Source organism: Umezawaea sp., assembly GCF_036375055.1.
Lineage (GTDB): Bacteria > Actinomycetota > Actinomycetes > Mycobacteriales > Pseudonocardiaceae > Umezawaea.
The window spans coordinates 32,055-52,225 of sequence record NZ_DASUSQ010000036.1 but is presented as its reverse complement, the minus strand read 5'-3'; the positions used below and the strand labels follow the sequence as shown (position 1 = coordinate 52,225).

Here is a 20,171-nt window from a genome sequence, read left to right as displayed (position 1 = left end):
CACATGACCGACGTGATCTCCGTGGAGATCGTCCGCACGCCGAACCAGGACCAGGTCGACACGATCGTCGGCGACCTGGTCACCGACCGCGTGGCGAGCAGGCTCACCGCGAAGGACGCCACCCTGTGGGGTCCGGAGGCCGAGTCCGAGTCGGCGATCCGGCTGGCGTGGACGACGCTGCACGAGACGTCCCGCCCGCTGGTGGACGAGATCCTCGCGCTGCGCGGCGAACTGCACGCCGAGGGCGTCGACCGGGTCGTGCTCGCGGGCATGGGCGGCTCCTCGCTGGCCCCCGAGGTGATCACCGGCACGGCGGGCGTCCCGCTCGTCGTGCTGGACACCACGGACCCGGCGCAGGTGGCCGACGCGCTCGCGGGCGACCTCCAGCGCACCGTGGTCGTGGTGTCGTCGAAGTCCGGCGGCACCGTCGAGACCGACAGCCACCGGCGGATCTTCGCCAAGGCGTTCGCCGACGCGGGCATCGACGCCGCGTCGCGCATCGTCGTGGTGACCGACCCCGGCTCGCCGTTCGAGGCGCTGTCGGGCGAACTGGGCTACCGCAAGGTGTTCCTGGCCGACCCGAACGTGGGCGGGCGCTACTCGGCGCTCACCGCGTTCGGCCTCGTGCCGTCCGGTCTCGCGGGCGCCGACATCGGCGGCCTGCTCGACCAGGCGGCGGACGCCGCCGAGCTCCTGTCGACCGACTCCCCCGAGAACCCCGCGATCGTGCTGGCGGCCACGTTCGGCGCCGCGCACGCGCACGGCACCGAGAAGGTCGTCTTCGCCGACAGCGGCTCCGGCATCAGGGGTTTCGCCGACTGGGCGGAGCAGCTGATCGCCGAGTCCACCGGCAAGAACGGCACGGGCCTGCTGCCGGTCGCCGTCGAGGGACCGGGCGCGCCCGGTTTCGTCGACGCGCGCTCCGACGCCACGACCGTCGCGATCGGCCCGGCCACCGGGTCCTCGTCGGTGGCCGTGGAGGGCTCGCTCGGCGCGCAGTTCCTGCTGTGGGAGTACGCGACGGCGATCGTCGGCCGCGTGCTCGGCATCAACCCGTTCGACCAGCCGGACGTGGAGGCCGCCAAGAAGGCCGCCCGCTCCCTGCTGGACGCCCCGGCCTCCTCCCCCGCGACGCCCGCGTTCGTGGACGGCCCGGTCGAGGTGTACCCGAGCGAGGGGTGGCTGTCGACGGACGTGAAGACGGTGGCGGACGCGATCACCGCGCTCATCGCCGCCGCGCCGGACCACGGCTACGTGTCGGTGCAGGCGTACCTCGACCGGCTCGACGACGCGTCGTTCGCGCTGCTGCGCCCCGAGGTCGCGCGCAAGTCGCACCTCCAGACCACGTTCGGCTGGGGTCCGCGCTTCCTGCACTCCACCGGGCAGTACCACAAGGGCGGACACCAGAACGGCGTCTTCCTCCAGATCACCGGTGCGTCCGAAGTGGACCTGGAGGTCCCCGAGCGGCCGTACTCGCTCAGCGTGCTCCAGCTCGCGCAGGCGCTCGGTGACGGCCAGGTGCTCGCCGGCCGCCGACCGGTGCTGCGCCTGCACCTCACCGACCGCGTCGCCGGGTTGGCGCAGCTGGTCGAAGCCATTCAGGAGGATGGTTCGTGACTTCCGGCACCAAGTGGCGCAACCCGTTGCGCGATCCCCGCGACAAGCGGCTCCCCCGCATCGCGGGGCCGTGCGGCCTGGTGATCTTCGGCGTGACGGGTGACCTGTCGCGCAAGAAACTCATGCCCGCGATCTACGACCTGGCCAACCGCGGCCTGCTGCCGCCGGGCTTCGCGCTCATCGGCTTCGCCCGCCGCGACTGGGCCGACCAGGACTTCATGCAGGTCGTGCACGAGGCCGTGAAGGAGCACGCGCGCACCCCGTTCCGGGAGGCCGTGTGGGAGCAGCTGGCCCAGGGCATCCGGTTCGTGCAGGGCACCTTCGACGACGACCAGGCGTTCGACAACCTGGCCGCGACGGTGGCCGACCTCGACCGCGAGCGCGGCACGGGCGGCAACCACGCGTTCTACCTGTCGGTGCCGCCGAGCGCGTTCCCGCTGGTGATCAACCAGCTGAAGCGGGCCGGTCTGGCGAAGCCGCCCGGTGACAACCCGGCGCAGTGGCGGCGCGTGGTCATCGAGAAGCCGTTCGGCCACGACCTGACGAGCGCGAAGCAGCTCAACAAGACCGTGAACGACGTCTTCCCCGAGGAGTCGGTGTTCCGCATCGACCACTACCTCGGCAAGGAGACGGTCCAGAACATCCTGGCGCTGCGCTTCGCGAACCAGCTCTACGAACCCATCTGGAACGCGAACTACGTCGACCACGTGCAGATCACCATGGCCGAGGACATCGGTCTCGGCGGTCGCGCGGGGTACTACGACGGCATCGGCGCGACCCGCGACGTGATCCAGAACCACCTGCTCCAGCTGCTGGCGCTGACCGCGATGGAGGAGCCCGTCTCCTTCGCCCCGGCGGACCTGCGGGCGGAGAAGGTGAAGGTCCTCTCGGCGACCAAGCCGATCCAGCCGTACGGCGAGACGTCCGCGCGCGGCCAGTACACCGGCGGCTGGCAGGGCGGGCAGAAGGTGCCCGGTCTGCTGGAGGAGGGCGGCTTCTCGCCCGAGTCGAAGACGGAGACGTTCGGCGCCATCACCGTCGGCGTCAACACGCGGCGCTGGGCGGGTGTGCCGTTCTACCTGCGCACCGGCAAGCGGCTGGGCAGGCGCGTGACGGAGGTGGCCGTGGTGTTCAAGCGCGCGCCGCACCTGCCGTTCGACGACACCGCGACCGAGGAGCTGGGCCAGAACGCGCTCGTCGTGCGCGTGCAGCCGGACGAGGGCGTCACCATCCGGTTCGGCTCGAAGGTGCCGGGCAACACGATGGAGGTCCGCGACGTCACGATGGACTTCGGCTACGGCCACGCGTTCACCGAGTCGTCGCCCGAGGCGTACGAGCGGCTGCTGCTCGACGTGCTCCTCGGCGAACCGTCGCTGTTCCCGAAGAACGACGAGGTCGAGCTGTCCTGGGAGATCCTGGACCCGATCCTGGAGCACTGGGCGAAGAAGGACGAGCCCGCCCTGGAGCCGTACAAGGCGGGCACGTGGGGCCCACCGTCCGCCGACGAGATGGTCGCCCGCACGGGGCGCAACTGGAGGCGACCGTGATCATCGACCTGCCGTCGACGACCACCTCACGCATCAACAGCAAGCTGGTCCGGCTGCGCGACGAGGGTGGCGCCGTCACCCTCGGGCGCGTCCTGACGCTGGTGATCGTCACCAACGACGGGGAGAAGACCGAGGAGGCCGTGGAAGCGGCCAACGACGCCAGCCGCGAGCACCCGTGCCGGGTGATCGTGGTGGCGCGCGGCGCCCGCAAGGCGTCGCCCCGGTTGGACGCCCAGATCCGCGTGGGTGGTGACGCGGGCGCCAGCGAGGTCATCGTGCTGCGCCTGTACGGCGAGCTGGCGGACGAGGGCGCGAGCTGCGTCGTCCCGCTGCTGCTGCCGGACACCCCCGTGGTGGCGTGGTGGCCCTTCGAGGCCCCCGCGGTGCCCGCGAAGGACCCGATCGGCGTGCTCGCCCAGCGGCGGATCACCGACGCCGCCGCCGAGAAGAACCCGATCAAGGCGTTGGAGCAGCGCAGGAGCGCCTACACGCCGGGCGACACCGACCTCGCGTGGACGCGGCTCACGCTGTGGCGGGCCATGCTCGCCTCGGCGCTGGACCTGCCGCCGTTCGAGCGGGTCGTGGACGCCGAGGTCAGCGGCGAGGCGGACTCCCCGTCCACCGAGCTGCTGGCGGCGTGGCTGGCGTCCGGGCTGAAGATCCCGGTCAAGCGGACCAAGGCCGTGCGCGGCGAGGGCATCTGCCTCGTGACGCTCGACCGGAAGTCCGGTGGTGTGGAGCTGTCGCGTCCGGACGGGCGCGTCGGCACGCTGCTCCAGCCCGGTCAGCCGGAGCGCAGGGTGGCGTTGCAGCGCCGGTCGATCCGCGACTGCCTCGCGGAGGAGCTGCGCCGCCTCGACCCCGACGAGGTGTACGAGCTGGCGCTGAAGTCGCTGGGGAAGGTCGTGCGCGGCCGGGCCCACACGGCGAAGCCCGCCGCGGCGCGCAAGCCCGCGGCCAAGGCGGCCCCGAAGTCCGATTCGGCCAAGGCCGACTCGGCCAAGGCCGACTCGGCGAAGGCCGCGGAGAAGGTCTCGGCCAAGGGGGTGCCAGCGAAGGTGTCGGCGGCGAAGACCTCGGGCGGCAAGGCCGTCGTGGCCAAGTCCAAGGACTCGAAGCCGTCGGCTTCGAAGGCGAGTTCGTGAACGGCCCCCAGGTGGTGGTGCACCGTGACGGCGACCTGCTGGCCGCCGCCACGGCCGCCCGCCTGCTGACCCGGTTGGTGGACGCCCAGGCGGCCCGCGGGTCGGCGTCGCTCGTGCTCACCGGTGGCCGCACCGGCACGGCGGTGCTGGAGCACCTGCGGGCGCTGCCCGCGCTGCACGCCGTGGACTGGAGCCGGGTCGACCTGTACTGGGGCGACGAGCGGTTCCTGCCCTCCGGCCACCCGGACCGCAACGAGACCCAGGCCCGTGCCGCCCTGCTGGACCACATCCCGGTGGACCCGGCGCGGGTGCACGCGGTGGAGGCCTCCGACGGTCGGTTCGGCGACGACCCGGACGCCGCCGCCGAGGCCTACGCCGACGTGCTCGCCGAGGCGGCCCGGCCGGAGGACCACGGGTCGGTGCCCTCGTTCGACGTGTGCCTGCTGGGTGTCGGGGAGGAGGGGCACGTCGCCTCGATCTTCCCGGAGTCCCCGGCGGTGCACGAGGTGGAGCGGTCGGTGGTGGCGGTGCGGAACTGCCCCAAGCCGCCGCCCACGCGCGTGTCGCTGACGCTCCCGGCCGTTCGGCGGGCTCGGGAGGTGTGGCTGATGACCACCGGTGAGGCGAAGGCCGCCGCGGTCGCGATGGGGTTGACCGGCGCGGGCGAAGCGCAGTTGCCCGCGGCCGGGGCGACGGGCCAGCGCCGCACCCTGTGGCTGCTCGACACCACGGCGGCGTCGAAGGTGCCCGACCTCTTCACCCCGCCACTGGCGTGAGCGGTGGTTCGGCGCCCCGCTCGGGGCGCCGAACCACCCTGCCGGGGCTCGTCACACCCGGTACTGCCCGCCTCCACCACGCGGGTCCACAAGCACCACCCCGTCGGGCAGCGGGTCACCGCCGGCCACTCCGAGGGTGAACACCGGTGCGGCGGCGGAGGCCCCGGTGCCCCCACCAGAGCGGTTCCGACGGCCGCCGCCACCCCCACCAGCGCCTGCCGCCTGGTCAGCACGGCATCCGACGTCAAGCCCTCCTTGACCACCCGGCTTCCGACCCCAGCGGAGGGGCCGCGCTCGGGGACGGGCCGGAGCACTGCCCCGATGCCCGGTCGCGGGCCGGCTGACGTCCCGGACCCGTTGTCGTGACGTGCGGTTGTGGGTGTGCGGCTCCTGGATCTGCGGTGCTTCGTGGCCTGCGGTGCTGTGGCGCGCCGCCGACCGGCGGGGGGCCGTGCGGGTGTTCGTGGAGTCCCGCGTGCGCTGTTCGCGCGCTTGACGTGTGCGTCCGCACATTTGTGTCATGTTCTGCCGGGTGCGGCGTCCCGTTCCTGTGGTCGACTCGTCTCCATCAGTAACGGGGCACGTCAGGTGCGCCGGGGCGAAGGGGCGGCCATGCCAACCGTGACACCGGCGCAGTACGGTGAGGATCGGCAAGTGGGTGACTCTGGAGGTCGGGTCCTGGTCGGCAACGCTGTGCGGAGACGGCCTGGGGTCGATGTGCCCGCCGTGGCGGCGGCGGCCGTCGAGCAGGTCGTGCGCGGGCGGTGGGGCTGGCTCGCGAAGCGCAGGCAACCGCTGGTGGACATCGCCGCGGTGCTGGTCGGAGCCGCGGACGTGTGGCTCGGGTACAGCTGGAACCGCGACGCGGAGCTGTACTCGCTCGTGCTGTCCGGGGTCGCGGCGGCGGCGCTCGTGTTCCGCGGGCGGTTCCCGTTCCTCACGCTGCTGCTGACCGTGCCGGGGTTCTTCGTCGGGTGGTCCGAGCTGGCCGCGATGATCGCGCTCGCCACCCTCGCCCGGCGCAGGGCGCTCGGCTGGCAGACGCTGGTCGGGGCGGCGCTGGTGTGGGCGGCCCGGTTCTTCTGGTGGCCGCCGGACAAGTTCCTCGCCGCCGAGTGGCAGCAGCACGTGCACAACGCCATCTACGGCTGCCTGGTCGCCGGGCTCCCGCTGGCCATCGCGCTGCTCGCGCACGCGCGGGAGGAGCTGTCGAGCCGCATCGCCGAACTCGCCGTGAGCCGCGAGCGCGAACGTTTGCTGCACGCGCACGCCATCAGGGCCGACGAGCGAGCGCGGCTGGCTCGGGAGATGCACGACGTCGTGTCGCACCAGGTCAGCCTCATCGCGATGCAGGCGGGCGCGTTGCGGGTGGCGGCCGTCGACCAGAACGCGAAGCAGGTCGCGGGCACGATCCGGATGCTCAGCACGAGAACCCTGGACGAGCTGCGGCAGCTGGTCAGCGTGCTGCGCACGACCAACGGCGACGACTCGCCGCAGCCCGGTGTCGAGGAGCTGCCGCAGTTGGTCGCCGGGTGCGGCATGCCCGTGAACCTGACGGTGATCGGGTCGGCCGAGGTGCCCGCGTCCATCTCGGGCGCGGCGTACCGGACGGTGCAGGAGGCGCTGACCAACGTCCGCAAGCACGCCAACGGGTCGCTGGTGACCGTGCGCGTCGACCTGGGTGACGACGAGGTGCGCGTCGAGGTCCGCAACAGCCCGCCGCCCGTCCCGCAGGCGTCACCCGCGCTGCCCAGCGGTGGCCACGGGCTGATGGGGCTGCGGGAACGGGCGGACCTGCTCAGCGGCACCTTCGAGGCGGGTGCCACCGACGACGGCGGTTTCGCCGTGAGGATGACCCTGCCGACCCTGCGGTAGGGGTGAGACGTCCGCGACCAGGCCGCCGTCCTGGTTGTGAGTCGAGCGCTCGGCGGCCGGGCCTGCCCGGCCGCCGAGCCGGTTCGGCCCGCTGGTGACCCGTGATCTCGACGCGGATGTCGCCGGAGTCCGTGAGCAGCGAGACGGTGACCCGTGGACGTCCGGGTTCCCGGCCCACGATCACGACCCAGCGGTCGTTGGCGTAGGACGGCGGCCGGAGACCCGAGTACCGGTGGCGGGCCCTCCCGTCCGGGTCCGCGGTCCTGGTCTCCGCCACGAGGCCGGGCGGGAGGTCGAGCTGCTTCGCGCTGTGCACCGTCAGCGCCGGTCGGGCGGTCGGGTACTGGTCGATGTAGCGGCGAGGTCGGTTCCGCCGCGCACCGCGTGGACCGTGGTCGAACGCTGCCTCAACCGGATCGAGCAGTTCCGCGCCATCGCCACCCGTTACGACAAAACGGCTCCGTCCTACCGGGCGGTGATCGACTTGGCGACTCTCGTCCTCTGGCTTTGAGGACAGGCCCTAGGCCGGTGCGGCCCGTCGGGTGGCGACGGCGACGCACACGGCGGAGATCGCGCCGAGCACGCCGCACACCAGGGTGGGGAGCAGGGCCGGTTCGTTGCGGAGCAGGACGGTCGGGAGCAGCCAGACCGCGACGCCGAGGCCGAAGCCGAGCGGGGCCGCCATGATGGTCGCGCCGGTGCCCGCCTGGCGGCGGCGCAGGGAGCGCAGGATCGACTCCAGGTACGCCAGGGTGAACAGGAGCACCACCGCGCTGCCAACGCCCATGATGCTCAGCAGCGGGTTGGCCGGGGGCGTGAGCAGGTACTCCTGCCTGCTCTCCCCCGTCACCTCGGCGACGACCGCGCCGCCCGCGATCCAGCGGGTCACGCCCGGCAGGACCAGGCCCGCGGTCGGGTCGCCGGTGACGGTGGCGAGGGGCACGCCCGCGACGGTGAGGGTCAGCGTGACCGGCGGTGAGGACGGGAGGTCGAGCACCACCGGTTGGCTGAGGTCGCGGGTCAGCACGGGCAGGTCGCGGCCGGTGACGGTGAACGGCAGCACCAGCATGAGGATCGCGGTCAGCGCTCCCGCCAGCGCGAACCAGCGCGGCGTCCTGCGGGCGGGCGGGCCCGCCGCGAGCACGGTGCTGGCCGGGATGAGGGTCTGGCTGCCGATCTGGGTGACCGGGGGCGCGTCCACCGCCGTGCCGCGCACCCGGTTCAGCGCCAGCGTCTCGCGCGGCTGGGTCGGGTGCGGGGACGGGCGGGTGCTGCCGGTCGCGACGGCGGGCGACAGGTGGACGCGGACGCCGAGGCGGGTCAGCCAGTCGGGCCCGAACACCTGGGCCGCGGCGCCCGCCAGGTCGATCGCGAACGTCTCCGCGTTGCGGTAGCGGGCCTGCGGTTCGCGCGCCAGGCTGCGCATCACGACCTCGGCCAGCGGCGCGGGCACGGACGGGCCGAGCGGGCGGGGTTCCTGGTGGACGTGCCGCTGGATCATGGCGAGCGGACCGCCGCCGCTCTCGTAGGGCAGCGCGCCGGAGAGCAGTTCGTAGAGGACGGTGCCGGTGCCGTAGACGTCGGCGGCGGGCGTCAGCGGGTTGCCCAGTGCCTGTTCGGGCGCGATGTAGGCGGGTGTGCCGAGCACCTGACCGGCGTGCGTCATGAGGGTGGCGCCCTCGCTGACGACCTGCGAGATGCCGAAGTCGGCGACCTTCAGGACACCGGACGACGTGAACAGCAGGTTCTTCGGCTTCACGTCCAGGTGCAGCACGCCCGCGACGTGGGCGGCGTGCAGGCCGGACAGGGTCGCGAGGCCGATGGCGCACGCCTGCCCCGCGGTGACGCCCTCCTCGCTGAACTTCGACCACACGGTGCCGCCGTCGAGCTTCTCCATCACCAGGAGGTGCTCGCCGTTGTTCTGCACGTAGTCGTAGACCGGCACGATGTGCGGGTGGTCGAGCCGCGCGAGCAACCGGGCCTCGTGCTCGAAGCGGGCGCTCATCCCCTGGTCCTCGGCCAACAGGCCGGGGAGCCTCTTGATCGCGACGGGACGGCCGAGCGGCCGGTGCACGGCCGCGTACACCACGCCCATGCCTCCGTGCCCGATCTGCTCACCCAACTGGTACTGCGGCAGCGCGGCGACGACGCTCGGGGCGACGGTCACACCGCACCGCCGGGCGGCAGCGGACGGGTCGTGCGCTCGGTCAACGGGACCGCGTCGTAGGTGGCGGTGAAGGCGTCGGTCTCGCGGTCGGCGTCGTCGACCGGGCGGGGCGCGTCGCCGTCACCGGGGTGCGGGGTCAGGTAGCCGAGCAGCAGCGCGACCGCCGCCGACCCGAGGATGAACGGGATCTCGGCGGCGGGTGAGGGCGCCACCAGTGTCAGCACGGACAGCGAGATGACCGCGACGAGCCCGGTGCCGATGCCCGCGGGCAGGAACCGCATCGCGCGCTGCCACCGGTTCACCGGGAGCCTGCGGCGGGCGAGCGCGAACAGCGCGCCTGCCCAGGAGAAGACCGTCAACAGCAGCACGCCGAGCCCGAACACCGCGTAGACCGACCACATCGAACCGACGACGTCGCCGGTCGTCTCCACCGAGCCCAGCACGGCCCGGTTCTCGTCGAGCACCTCGATCTCCGTCGGCAGCAGGCCGGTCGCCTGGCCGCCGAGGTCCGCGAGGTCGAGCTGGAAGGCGCGGGTGACGCTCTCCTTCGCGGGGACGTCGAACGGAACCGTGGTGTCGTAGGCGAAGAACGTCAGCGCCAGCGCCGTGCCGGACAACCGCACGGTCTTCACCTTGCGATCCGCGTCAGTTCCGTTGTGGACGGTCACCTCGACGCGGATGGACCGGGTCGGGTCGAGCACCAGCTGTTCGGAGCCGCCAACCGGTTGCCGGTCGACGGTCGCGTTGACCGTGACCTCGCCGGGCGCCGCGGACGCCACCGGAACCGATCCCAGGAAAATCCCGCACAGCAGGAGTAAACCCGCACCGCCGGTCAAACGTCTCACGATGCACCTCTAGTTCAGCACGGCGTTCTGCGGGCGGATGCTACATTCCGGCGCCGCTGACGGCGACACATTCGGGAGATGGCCATGCGGGCGACCAGAACACTAGGTGTACTCGGTCTGGCGGTGCTCTCCGTTACCGTGCTCGCCGTCACACCCGCCGTGGCCCAGCAACCACCGACGGTGTCGATCAAGCCGAACCAGGGCGCCCCCGGCAGCGGGTTCACCGTGGGGTGGGCGGGCTTCGACCCGTCGTGCAAGGACCGGGTCGTCACCATCCTGTGGGACGGACAGCAGCCCGTCGGCTCCGCCACGATGCCCATCCGCGTTGGCACGGGGTCGGCAGGCGCGACCGTACCCACCGGTGCGACCGCGGGCAGCCACCGCGTCACCGCGCGAGGTGCGTGCAACGCCGCCTCCGGCAACTTCACGGTGATCATCCCGCCACCGGTCGTGACGACGACCACCCCGCCTCCTCCGGTGGTCACCACGACGACCCCGCCGCCCCCTCCGGTCGTCACGACCACGACCCGCCCCGTCGTGACGACCACGACCACCGCCGTCACCACGACGACGACCACGACCACCGGCTCCAGCTCGTCGTCCTCGTCCGCACCGAGCAGCAGCGGCTCGACGACCCTCGCGATCGACTCCGACGGCGAGCTGACGCTCGACAAGGACAACATCCAGCCCGGCGACCAGCTCAACGCCTCCGGCACGGGGTGTGCGCCGGGGTCCGAGGTGAAGCTCAGCTCGAAGGACGAGAACGTCGGCACGGCGAAGGCCGACAGCGCGGGCAGGTTCAGCTCCCCCGTCGAGTTCGGCACGATCGAGCCCGGCCGCCACGTCATCCGGGCGCAGTGCGACATCCTGCTCGTCGGCAACGTCGACGTGTCGCTGACGAGCGGCACCAGCGGGACGTCGTCGACGCTCGTGGTGCTGGTGTTCTTCATCCTGATCGGGGCGACGATGCTGCGCCGCCAGTTCAGCGCCCTGCGCGTGCCCACCAAGAACTGATCGGAGCGGTTCCGCACCGAAATTCGGTGTGGAATCGAATTCCGGGCCGCTCGTGCGAATGCACGCGCATTCGGCCTAGTACACGACGAAGGCCCGCACCTCGAAAGGTGCGGGCCTTCGCGCTGTCGTCCGATTTACGGCACTTCGCGCTGCTTGCGCAGCTTGGTGAGCGCTTCCTGGAGGATCGCTTCGCCGTCGGCGTCGGAACGCCGTTCCTTCACGTACGCCAGATGAGTCTTGTACGGCTCGTTCCGCGGAGGAGCAGGCGGGGCCTGCTCGTCCCGCCCGGCCGGGAGCCCGCACCGCGGGCAGTCCCAGACCTCGGGGATGTCAGCCTCCATAGCGAACGACGGCCGTGACTCGTGCCCGTTCGCACACCAGTACGAGACCCGATTCCGGGGCGCGGATTCCCCGCGCTCCGATTCACCCATCGGACCTGCGCCGACGCGGGTACCGCGAATCGCGTTACCACCAGCCATCGACCCTTACACCCCCACCACGTGGTTGTCCTGCGCCTGATAGACCCGTGCTCAGCCGACCTTGATGAGCAGCCCGATCCCGACGATGGCGATGACCCACACCGCGCCGACGAACAGCGTCAGGCGGTCGAGGTTCTTCTCCACGACGCTGGAGCCGGACAGGCTCGACTGCATGCCGCCACCGAACAGCGAGGACAGACCGCCGCCACGGCCGCGGTGAAGCAGCACCAGCAGGATCAGCAGCAGGCTGGAGACGATCAAAAGGATCTGAAGGAACAGGATCATTTCTTCCTCGCTGTCAGGCAGTTGACGCCACAGAGTACCGGTTCAACTGCCGAACGTGGACCCACCCTGTGGAAAAAGGGAATGTTGGGGATCAGGGTAGTGGGCCGCCCGCGGCGAGCGCGCACAGCTTGGTGAACTCGTCCGCCTGGAGGCTCGCGCCGCCCACGAGGGCGCCGTCGATGTCCTTCTGCGCGATGAGCTCGCCGATGTTGCCGGACTTCACCGAACCGCCGTAGAGCACCCGCACGACGGCCGCGACCTCCTCGCCGTACTTCTCGGCGAGCTGGACGCGGATCGCCGCGCAGACCTCCTGCGCGTCGGTGGAGCTGGCGACGCGGCCGGTGCCGATGGCCCACACGGGCTCGTAGGCGACGACGACCTTGGCGACCTGCTCACCCGTGAGGTCCTTGAGGCCCTCGACGAGCTGGGTGTTGCAGTGCGCCACGTGGTTGCCCGCCTCGCGCACGTCGAGCTGCTCGCCCACGCACAGGATGGGGGTGATCCCGTGCTTGAGCGCGGCCTTCACCTTGCGGTTGACCAGCTCGTCGGACTCGTTGTGGTACTCGCGGCGCTCGGAGTGGCCCACGGTGACGTAGGTGCAGCCGAGCTTGGCGAGCATCGCGCCCGAGACCTCACCGGTGTAGGCACCGGAGTCGAACGCGGAGATGTCCTGCGCGCCGTACTTGAGGAGCAGCTTGTCGCCGTCCGTCAGCGTCTGCACGCTGCGGATGTCGGTGAACGGCGGGAGCACCGCCACCTCGACCTTGGCGTAGTACTTCTCCGGGAGCGAGAACGCGATCTTCTGCGTCAGGGAGATGGCCTCGAGGTGGTTGAGGTTCATCTTCCAGTTGCCCGCGATGAGCGGCAGACGGGAGGCCATCACTGCTCCAAAACGGAAACGCCGGGGAGTTCCTTGCCCTCAAGGAACTCCAGGGAGGCCCCACCACCGGTGGAGATGTGCGAGAAGCCGTCCTCGGGCAGGCCGAGCGCGCGCACGGCCGCGGCCGAGTCGCCACCGCCGACCACGGTGAACGCGTCGCTCGCGACGAGCGCCTCGGCGACGGCACGGGTGCCACCGGCGAAGGACTCGAACTCGAACACGCCCATCGGGCCGTTCCAGAACACGGTGGCCGCGTCGGCCAGCTTGGACGCGAACAGCTCGCGGGTCTTCGGGCCGATGTCCAGGCCCTCGCGGTCGGCCGGGATCTCGGTCGCGGGGACGACCTCGAACTCGGCGTCGGGCGCGAACTTCGTCGCGGCCAGCACGTCGACCGGCAGCACGAGTTCGACGCCGCGCTCCTCCGCCTCGGCGAGGAAGCCGCGGACCTGGTCGAGCTGGTCGGCCTGGAGCAGCGAGTTGCCGACCTCGTGGCCCTGGGCCTTGAGGAAGGTGTACGCCATGCCGCCGCCGACGAGCAGCCGGTCGACCTTGGACAGCAGGTTCTTGATTACGCCGAGCTTGTCGGAGACCTTCGCGCCGCCGAGCACCACGACGTACGGGCGCTTCAGGTCCTCGGTGAGCTTGTGCAGCACCTGGACCTCGGACAGCACGAGGCCGCCCGCGTAGTGCGGCAGCTTCTTCGCCACGTCGTAGACCGACGCCTGCTTGCGGTGCACGACGCCGAAGCCGTCGGAGACGAACGCGTCGGCCTTCGCGGCCAGCTCGTCGGCGAGGGCCTCGCGCTCCGCGTCGACCTTGCTGGTCTCGCGGGCGTCGAAGCGGATGTTCTCCAGCAGCACCACGGTGCCCTCGGCACCGGCCTCGGTGCCGATCTCCACCGGCGCCCCGAGCAGCTCACCCAGCCGCGCCACGACCGGCGCGAGGGAGAACTTCGGGTCCGGCTCGCCCTTCGGGCGGCCGAGGTGGGCGGCCACGAGCACGCGCGCACCGGCCTCGGTGAGCGCCTTCAGCGTCGGCACCGACGCGCGCACGCGGCCGTCGTCGGTGATCTTGTCGCCGTCGAGCGGCACGTTCAGGTCGGCGCGCACCAGCACGCGCCGACCCGACACACCCTCGGCGAGCAGGTCGCTAAGAGTCTTCACGTGTTCCTCAGAGCTTGGAGGCGACGAGGTTGACGAGGTCCACGAGGCGGTTGGAGTAGCCCCACTCGTTGTCGTACCAGCCGACGACCTTGACCTGGTCGCCGATGACCTTGGTCAGCGGCGCGTCGAAGATGCACGACGCCGGGTCCGTCACGATGTCCGTGGACACGATCGGGTCCGTGTTGTAGCGCAGGTAGCCCTTGAGCGGGCCTTCCGCGGCGGCCTTGTAGGCGGCGTTGACCTCTTCCACCGTGGTCTCGCGGCCCAGGGTGACGGTCAGGTCGGTGGCGGAGCCGGTGGGGATCGGCACGCGCAGCGCGTAGCCGTCCAGCTTGCCCTTCAGCTCCGGCAGGACCAGGCCGATGGCCTTCGCGGCGCCGGTGGAGGTCGGCACGATGTTCAGCGCGGCGGCGCGGGCGCGGCGGAGGTCGCTGTGCGGCGCGTCCTGGAGGTTCTGGTCCTGCGTGTACGCGTGGATCGTGGTCATGAGGCCACGCTCGATGGTGAAGCTGTCGTGCAGGACCTTCGCCAGCGGCGCGAGGCAGTTGGTCGTGCACGAGGCGTTCGAGATGACGGTCTGAGAGCCGTCGTAGAGGTCCTCGTTCGCGCCGAGGACGATCGTGAGGTCCTCGTTCTTCGCGGGCGCGGAGATGATGACCTTCTTCGCGCCGCCCTCGTCGACGTGCTTGCGCGCGACGGTCGCGTCGGTGAAGAAACCGGTCGACTCGACGACGACGTCGACGCCCAGGTCCTTCCAGGGCAGCTTGCCGGGGTCGCGCTCGGCCAGCGCCTTGATGGTCTTGCCGTCGACCGAGATGCCCTCGTCGTTCACGGTCACCTCGTTGGGCAGCCGACCGAGGACGCTGTCGTACTTGAGCAGGTGAGCCATGGTCTTGACGTCACCGAGGTCGTTGAACGCGACGATCTCGATGTCGTGCCCACTGGCCTGAACGGCGCGCCAGAAGTTGCGACCGATGCGGCCGAAACCATTGACACCTACGCGAACCGTCACGGTACGTCTCCTCGATGCTCGACTGGCGGGTGGGCCAGGGCGTACGGATGGGCTTTCAGTCAGCCACGGCCAGACTATCCCCATCACTGCGGCCCTGGTCACGTGGACCTACAGGATCTCTTGATCGAGCAAGAAAATCCAGGTTGCGGGGGTGTTAATCCCGAGGAGTGAGCTTGTCCAGTGTCCGGGGGTGAGCGTGGAGGGGCAACCGCCAGGAAGGGGAAATCCACATCACAGAAAGTAGATTCCGCATGGTGGAGTTGCCGATGGTCGCCGCTTCCAGTTCGACCGCTGGCCGTCCGCCGCTTCCAGCGTGGGTGGCCGATGCGACTCGGGGCCCCTCTTGTGGCGCTGGGCAGGCCACAAGGGCGGGGTTGAACGCCCTGAGCCCGACCAGTGCCAGCGCCGAAAACCCCGAGCGGAGCCGGCCACGGTCCAGGGCCCCGTCCTGCTCAGGTGGTGGGTCGGGTCTCAAGCGAGCCGACCCACCTGTGCTGAGCCGCTGCTACACCTCTGCTTCGAGCATGTCGGCGGTGACCGCTGACTCGGTGTCGTCCATGCCGAGGTCCTTCGCGCGCTTGTCGGCCATGGCCAGCAGGCGCCTTATGCGGCCGGCGACGGCGTCCTTCGTCATCTGGGGTTCGGACAGCTGCCCCAGTTCTTCCAACGAGGCCTGTCGGTGCGCCAACCTCAACGCGCCGGCGGCTGCCAGGTGGTCCGGGGCCTCCGCGCCCAGGATCTCCAACGCCCTCTGCACCCGAGCGGCGGCGGCGACGGCGGCCCTGGCCGAGCGCCGCAGGTTCGCGTCGTCGAAGTTGGCCAGGCGGTTGGCCGTCGCCCGCACCTCGCGCCGCATCCGGCGTTCTTCCCAGGCCAGCACGCTGTCGTGCGCGCCGAGGCGGGTCAGCATCGCCCCGATGGCGTCGCCGTCGCGGATGACGACCCGTTCAGCACCCCGCACCTCGCGGGACTTCGACGCGATACCCATGCGACGAGCGGCGCCGACCAGCGCCAACGCCGCCTCAGGTCCGGGGCAGGTGATCTCCAGCGAGGACGACCGCCCCGGCTCCGTCAACGACCCGTGCGCCAGGAAGGCTCCCCGCCACGCGGCCTCGGCGTCGCAGACGCCGCCGGACACCACGGGTGCCGGTAGGCCCCGGACCGGGCGGCCTCGGGGATCCAGCAACCCGGTCTGCCGGGCCAGCCCCTCCCCGTCCTTCACGACCCGCACCACGTACCGGGTCCCCTTGCGCAACCCGCTGGAGGTGATCGTGAAGACCTCCGACTGGTGCCCGTACAGCTCGTGGATCTCCCGACGCAACCGACGCGCCGTGGACCCGAGGTCAACCTCTGCTTCCACGACCACTCGGCCAGCCACGATGTGCAGGCCTCCGGCGAACCGCAGCAGCGAGGACACCTCGGCACGGCGGCAGCAGGTCTTCGAGACGGCGAGCCTGCTCAGCTCGTCCTTGACCGCCGAGGTCATCGCCATGATTCCTCGCCTCCCCTGTGCTGACTACTCCTGTGGAGCGTTCTACTGGACGTCTGACCGGCGCTTTCACCGGGGCCACCCAACGCGCGGTGGAGACTGGCGGCCAACGCGGCGGGGTCGTGGCGCTCCGGTTCCCCCCGTTCCGCGACGCGCGAGAGGTGCGCCGCAGCGCCCAGAGCAGCGGCGGCGCGGCGAAGGCGGTCCGGGACGGGCACGGAGTCGACGTCCGCGATGACGGCGTCGACCTTCAAATCCGGCGCGTGCTGCCACAGGACGTCGAGGTGCAGCTCCGGCGAGAAGCCTTCGGTTTCGCCCGGTTGGGGGACGAGGTTCAGCACCACGACCCGCTTCGCCGCGGTCGCTTCGAGCGCTTCGCGCAGTTCCGGCACGAGCAGGTGCGGCAGCACGCTGGTGAACCACGAGCCCGGCCCGAGCAGCACGACGTCCGCGCCGAGCACCGCCTCGACGGCCTGCGGGCACCCTCGCGCCCGCTCACCGCCGGGCCCGCGCAGCCGGATCCGCTCGACCCGGCCGGGGGTCGTGGCGACGGCGACCTGCCCGCGGATGCGGCGCACCTGCGCCGCGTCCTCGTCCAGGCCGACCACGTCCGCCTCGATCTGGAGCGGCTGCACGCTCATCGGCAGCACCCGCCCTCGAACGCCGAGCAGCTTGCACGCCTCGTCCAGCACGGCGACCGGGTCGCCGAGCTGCTCCAGCAGCCCGGCGAGCACCAGGTTCCCGACAGCGTGGCCCGCCAGCGCGCCGGTCCCGCCGAAGCGGTGGCCGAAGAGGCTGGTCCAGAGCTTGCTGGACTCGTCGGTGCCCGCCAGGGCGGCCATGGCCTTGCGCAGGTCTCCGGGCGGCAACAGGCCCAGCTCGCGGCGCAGCCGACCGGACGACCCGCCGTCGTCGGCGACGGTGACCACGGCGGTCACGTCGTCGGTGAGCAGGCGGAGCGCGGTCAGCGTCGCGTGGAGGCCGTGACCTCCACCCAACGCCACCGCCTTCAACGAACGGGTCACTCGCGACCCAGATCCCGGTGGACGACCTTCACGGCCATGCCGTCCTCGGTGGCCAGGCGCGACGCCAGCTCCTCCGAGATCGCGACGCTGCGGTGCTTGCCGCCCGTGCAGCCGACCGCGAGGGTCAGGTACCGCTTGCCCTCACGCCGGTAGCCCGCGCCGATGAGCCGCAGCAGCTCGTGGTAGCGGTCGAGGAACTCCTCGGCCCCCTCCTGGCTGAGCACGTAGTTGCGCACCTCGCCGTCCAGGCCGGTCTGCTCGCGCAGCTCCGGGATCCAGAACGGGTTCGGCAGGAACCGGACGTCCATGACCAGGTCGGAGTCCATCGGCAGGCCGTACTTGTAGCCGAACGACAGCACCGTCACGCGGGTGCGGGTCGCCGACTCGGTGCCGAACGTGTCCTCGATCTTGGCGCGCAGCTGGTGGATGGACAGCGCCGAGGTGTCGAGCACCAGGTCCGCTTCCTCGCGCAGCGGGGTCAGCAGGATCCGCTCGGACTCGATGCCGTCCGCGAGCCGCCCGTCCCCCTGCATCGGGTGGCCGCGCCGGACCGCCTCGAACCGGCGGATCAGCACGTCGTCGGTCGCCTCCAGGAACAGCACCTTCGGCTTGTAGCCCCTGGCGTCGAGGTCCTTGATGATGGCGGCCAGGTCCTCGGTGAACGCGCGGCTGCGCACGTCCATGACGACCGCGACCCTGGTGATCGCGCCGCGCGCCTGCGCGCCCAGCTCGACCATGGTCGCGATCAGCTCGGGCGGCAGGTTGTCGACCACGAACCAGCCGAGGTCCTCCAAGCACTTCGCGGCGGTGCTGCGGCCCGCTCCCGACAGGCCGGTCACCACCGCGACTTCGATGCCGGACTTCTCGCCGGCCGGTGCGCTCACGATTTCTCCCCTTCGGTACTCGCCGCGCCGCTCCCCGTCGTCAGGGACGCGTGCACGGCTTCCGCGGTGCGCCTGCCCACGCCGGGCACACCGCTGATCTCGTCGACGCTCGCCTCGCGAAGCTTCTTCAGCGAGCCGAAGTGCTTGAGGAGAGCGGCCTTGCGGGTCTGCCCGAGACCGGGCACCTCGTCCAGCTCGGACGTGGTCATCCGCTTGGACCGCTTCTGCCGGTGGTACGCGATGGCGAACCGGTGCGCCTCGTCGCGCACGCGTTGCAGCAGGTAGAGGGCTTCGCTGGCGCGGGGCAGGATCACCGGGTCGGGTTCGCCCGGCACCCACACCTCCTCCAGGCGCTTGGCCAGGCCGACCACGGCCACGTCGGTGATGCCCAGCTCGGCCAGCACGTCCGCGGCGGCCTGCGCCTGCGGGCCCGCGCCGTCGACCACCAGCAGGTTCGGCGCGTAGGAGAACCGGCGGGGCTTGCCCGTCTCGGGGTCGATGCCGGGCACCTGGCCGGGCACGTCGTTGGCCGTCTCCCTCAGGTACGCCTGGAACCGGCGCCGCACGACCTCCGCGATCGAGGCCACGTCGCCCTCGTCCGCGGCCTCCCGGATCGCGAAGCGCCGGTACTCCGACTTGCGCGCCAGCCCGTCCTCGAACACCACGAGCGAGGCGACGACGTCCGTGCCCTGGACGTGGCTGATGTCCGTGCACTCGATGCGCAGCGGTGCCGTGTCGAGGCCCAGCAGCTCCTGGAGCTCCTGCAACGCCGCCGACCGGGCCGTCAGGTCGCCCGCGCGCTTGAGCTTGTGCAGCTGGAACTGCTCCTGGGCGTTGCGCGCGACCGTCTCCATCAGCGCCCGCTTGTCGCCCCGCTGCGGGACCCTGATCTGCACCCTGCTGCCGCGCTGGTCGCTGAGCCAGCGCTCCAGCACCTCGGCGTCCGCGGGCAGCTCGGGGACGAGCACCTCGCGCGGGACGGCCATGGCGACCACGCCGCTGGACTCGGCGCCCTCGACCTGCTCGCCGTAGAACTGGGTGACGAACTGGTCGACCAGCCCGGCGACGTCGACCTCCTCGACCTTGTCGACGACCCACCCGCGCTGGCCGCGCACCCGGCCGCCGCGCACGTGGAAGACCTGGACCGACGCCTCCAGCTCGTCCTGGGCGAACGCCACCACGTCGGCGTCCGTGCCGTCGCCGAGCACCACGGCCTGCTTCTCCAGCGCCCGGCGCAGCGCGCCGAGGTCGTCGCGCAGGCGGGCGGCGCGCTCGAACTCCAGCTCCTCGGAGGCGGCCAGCATCTCCTTCTCGACGCGGCGCACCATCGCGTCGGTCTTGCCCGCGAGGAAGTCGCAGAAGTCGTCCACGATGTCGCGGTGCTCGGCTGCGCTGACCCGGCCGACGCACGGGGCGGAGCACTTGTCGATGTAGCCGAGCAGGCAGGGGCGGCCCATCTGGTTGTGCCGCTTGAACACGCCCGCCGAGCAGGTGCGCGCGGGGAACACCCGCAGCAGCAGGTCGAGCGTCTCGCGGATCGCCCACGCGTGCGCGTACGGGCCGAAGTAGCGGACGCCCTTGCGGCGGGGGCCGCGGTAGACGTAGAGCCGGGGGAACTGCTCGTGCAGCGTGACCGCGAGGACCGGGTAGGACTTGTCGTCCCGGTACCGGACGTTGAACCTCGGGTCGAACTCCTTGATCCAGTTGTACTCCAGCTGGAGCGCCTCGACCTCGGTGCTGACGATCGTCCACTCGACACTGGCGGCCGTCGTCACCATCTGGCGCGTGCGGTCGTGCAGGCCCGCGAGGTCCGCGAAGTACGAGTTCAGCCGGGAGCGGAGGCTTTTCGCCTTGCCCACGTACACCACACGACCGCCGGCGTCGCGGAACTTGTAGACGCCGGGGGCTTCCGGGATGGTGCCGGGCGAGGGTCGGTAGGTCGACGGGTCGGCCACGGGACAAGCCTAC

17 protein-coding genes are annotated in these 20,171 nt (G+C 71.4%); 6 read left to right on the top strand and 11 right to left on the bottom strand.

Going from position 1 to position 20,171, the window contains the following annotated elements; translation table 11 throughout:
* Positions 1–3 precede the first annotated feature (3 nt).
* The 5 genes from VFZ92_RS10685 (at position 4) to VFZ92_RS10665 (ending at position 6,960) form a co-directional block, all read left to right on the top strand.
* Positions 4–1,617: a glucose-6-phosphate isomerase gene (locus tag VFZ92_RS10685; protein ID WP_330875684.1), complete on the top strand. Its 1,614-nt coding sequence runs from the start codon at positions 4–6 to the stop codon at positions 1,615–1,617.
* Positions 1,614–3,164: a glucose-6-phosphate dehydrogenase gene (gene zwf, locus VFZ92_RS10680; protein WP_330875683.1), complete on the top strand. Its 1,551-nt coding sequence runs from the start codon at positions 1,614–1,616 to the stop codon at positions 3,162–3,164. The genes VFZ92_RS10685 and zwf overlap by 4 nt, the downstream gene beginning before the upstream one ends.
* Complete coding sequence (opcA, locus tag VFZ92_RS10675) at positions 3,161–4,309, top strand: glucose-6-phosphate dehydrogenase assembly protein OpcA (RefSeq protein WP_330875682.1); 1,149 nt, start codon at positions 3,161–3,163, stop codon at positions 4,307–4,309. The genes zwf and opcA overlap by 4 nt, the downstream gene beginning before the upstream one ends.
* Positions 4,306–5,085 carry a 6-phosphogluconolactonase gene (gene pgl, locus VFZ92_RS10670; RefSeq protein ID WP_330875681.1) on the top strand — a complete coding sequence of 260 codons (780 nt, stop codon included), beginning with the start codon at positions 4,306–4,308 and terminating at the stop codon, positions 5,083–5,085. The genes opcA and pgl overlap by 4 nt, the downstream gene beginning before the upstream one ends.
* Positions 5,086–5,739: 654 nt before the next feature.
* Complete coding sequence (locus tag VFZ92_RS10665) at positions 5,740–6,960, top strand: sensor histidine kinase (protein ID WP_330875680.1); 1,221 nt, start codon at positions 5,740–5,742, stop codon at positions 6,958–6,960.
* A 520-nt stretch (positions 6,961–7,480) separates the two neighbouring features.
* Here VFZ92_RS10665 and VFZ92_RS10660 read toward each other — a convergent pair.
* Together VFZ92_RS10660 and VFZ92_RS10655 are read right to left on the bottom strand one after the other, a co-directional pair.
* Entirely contained in the window at positions 7,481–9,127 is a 1,647-nt protein-coding gene (locus VFZ92_RS10660) for a serine/threonine-protein kinase (RefSeq protein ID WP_330875679.1), read from the bottom strand.
* Positions 9,124–9,906 carry a hypothetical protein gene (locus tag VFZ92_RS10655; RefSeq protein ID WP_330875678.1) on the bottom strand — a complete coding sequence of 261 codons (783 nt, stop codon included), beginning with the start codon at positions 9,904–9,906 and terminating at the stop codon, positions 9,124–9,126. Before VFZ92_RS10655 ends, VFZ92_RS10660 begins: the two co-directional genes overlap by 4 nt.
* Before the next feature lie 189 nt (positions 9,907–10,095).
* On the opposite strand from VFZ92_RS10655, the gene VFZ92_RS10650 reads away from it, so the two are divergent.
* The gene (locus tag VFZ92_RS10650; protein WP_330875677.1) at positions 10,096–10,986 is read left to right on the top strand and encodes a hypothetical protein; all 891 of its coding nucleotides are present in this window, start codon (positions 10,096–10,098) and stop codon (positions 10,984–10,986) included.
* A 134-nt stretch (positions 10,987–11,120) separates the two neighbouring features.
* Here the strand turns inward: VFZ92_RS10650 and VFZ92_RS10645 are convergent, their stop codons facing one another.
* The 9 genes from VFZ92_RS10645 to uvrC all read right to left on the bottom strand — a co-directional run bounded on the left by VFZ92_RS10645 (position 11,121) and on the right by uvrC (position 20,158).
* Positions 11,121–11,465 carry an RNA polymerase-binding protein RbpA gene (locus VFZ92_RS10645; protein WP_106196854.1) on the bottom strand — a complete coding sequence of 115 codons (345 nt, stop codon included), beginning with the start codon at positions 11,463–11,465 and terminating at the stop codon, positions 11,121–11,123.
* Between the two features lie 51 nt (positions 11,466–11,516).
* Complete coding sequence (gene secG, locus VFZ92_RS10640; RefSeq protein WP_330875676.1) at positions 11,517–11,750, bottom strand: preprotein translocase subunit SecG; 234 nt, start codon at positions 11,748–11,750, stop codon at positions 11,517–11,519.
* Between the two features lie 91 nt (positions 11,751–11,841).
* Entirely contained in the window at positions 11,842–12,630 is a 789-nt protein-coding gene (tpiA, locus tag VFZ92_RS10635; protein WP_330875675.1) for a triose-phosphate isomerase, read from the bottom strand.
* Complete coding sequence (locus VFZ92_RS10630) at positions 12,630–13,793, bottom strand: phosphoglycerate kinase (protein ID WP_330875674.1); 1,164 nt, start codon at positions 13,791–13,793, stop codon at positions 12,630–12,632. Before VFZ92_RS10630 ends, tpiA begins: the two co-directional genes overlap by 1 nt.
* Positions 13,794–13,800: 7 nt before the next feature.
* The gene (gene gap, locus VFZ92_RS10625) at positions 13,801–14,805 is read right to left on the bottom strand and encodes a type I glyceraldehyde-3-phosphate dehydrogenase (protein WP_330875673.1); all 1,005 of its coding nucleotides are present in this window, start codon (positions 14,803–14,805) and stop codon (positions 13,801–13,803) included.
* Positions 14,806–15,310: 505 nt separating this feature from the next.
* Positions 15,311–16,297, bottom strand: coding sequence for a DNA-binding protein WhiA (gene whiA / locus VFZ92_RS10620; protein ID WP_330875672.1), 987 nt, complete (start codon positions 16,295–16,297; stop codon positions 15,311–15,313).
* Positions 16,288–17,307 (bottom strand): uridine diphosphate-N-acetylglucosamine-binding protein YvcK, encoded by a 1,020-nt coding sequence (locus VFZ92_RS10615; protein WP_330875720.1) that lies wholly within the window; start codon positions 17,305–17,307, stop codon positions 16,288–16,290. Before VFZ92_RS10615 ends, whiA begins: the two co-directional genes overlap by 10 nt.
* A gap of 8 nt (positions 17,308–17,315) precedes the next feature.
* Positions 17,316–18,173 carry an RNase adapter RapZ gene (gene rapZ / locus VFZ92_RS10610; protein WP_372506937.1) on the bottom strand — a complete coding sequence of 286 codons (858 nt, stop codon included), beginning with the start codon at positions 18,171–18,173 and terminating at the stop codon, positions 17,316–17,318.
* Between the two features lie 26 nt (positions 18,174–18,199).
* Positions 18,200–20,158 carry an excinuclease ABC subunit UvrC gene (gene uvrC, locus VFZ92_RS10605; RefSeq protein ID WP_330875671.1) on the bottom strand — a complete coding sequence of 653 codons (1,959 nt, stop codon included), beginning with the start codon at positions 20,156–20,158 and terminating at the stop codon, positions 18,200–18,202.
* Between the last annotated feature and the right edge of the window lie 13 nt (positions 20,159–20,171).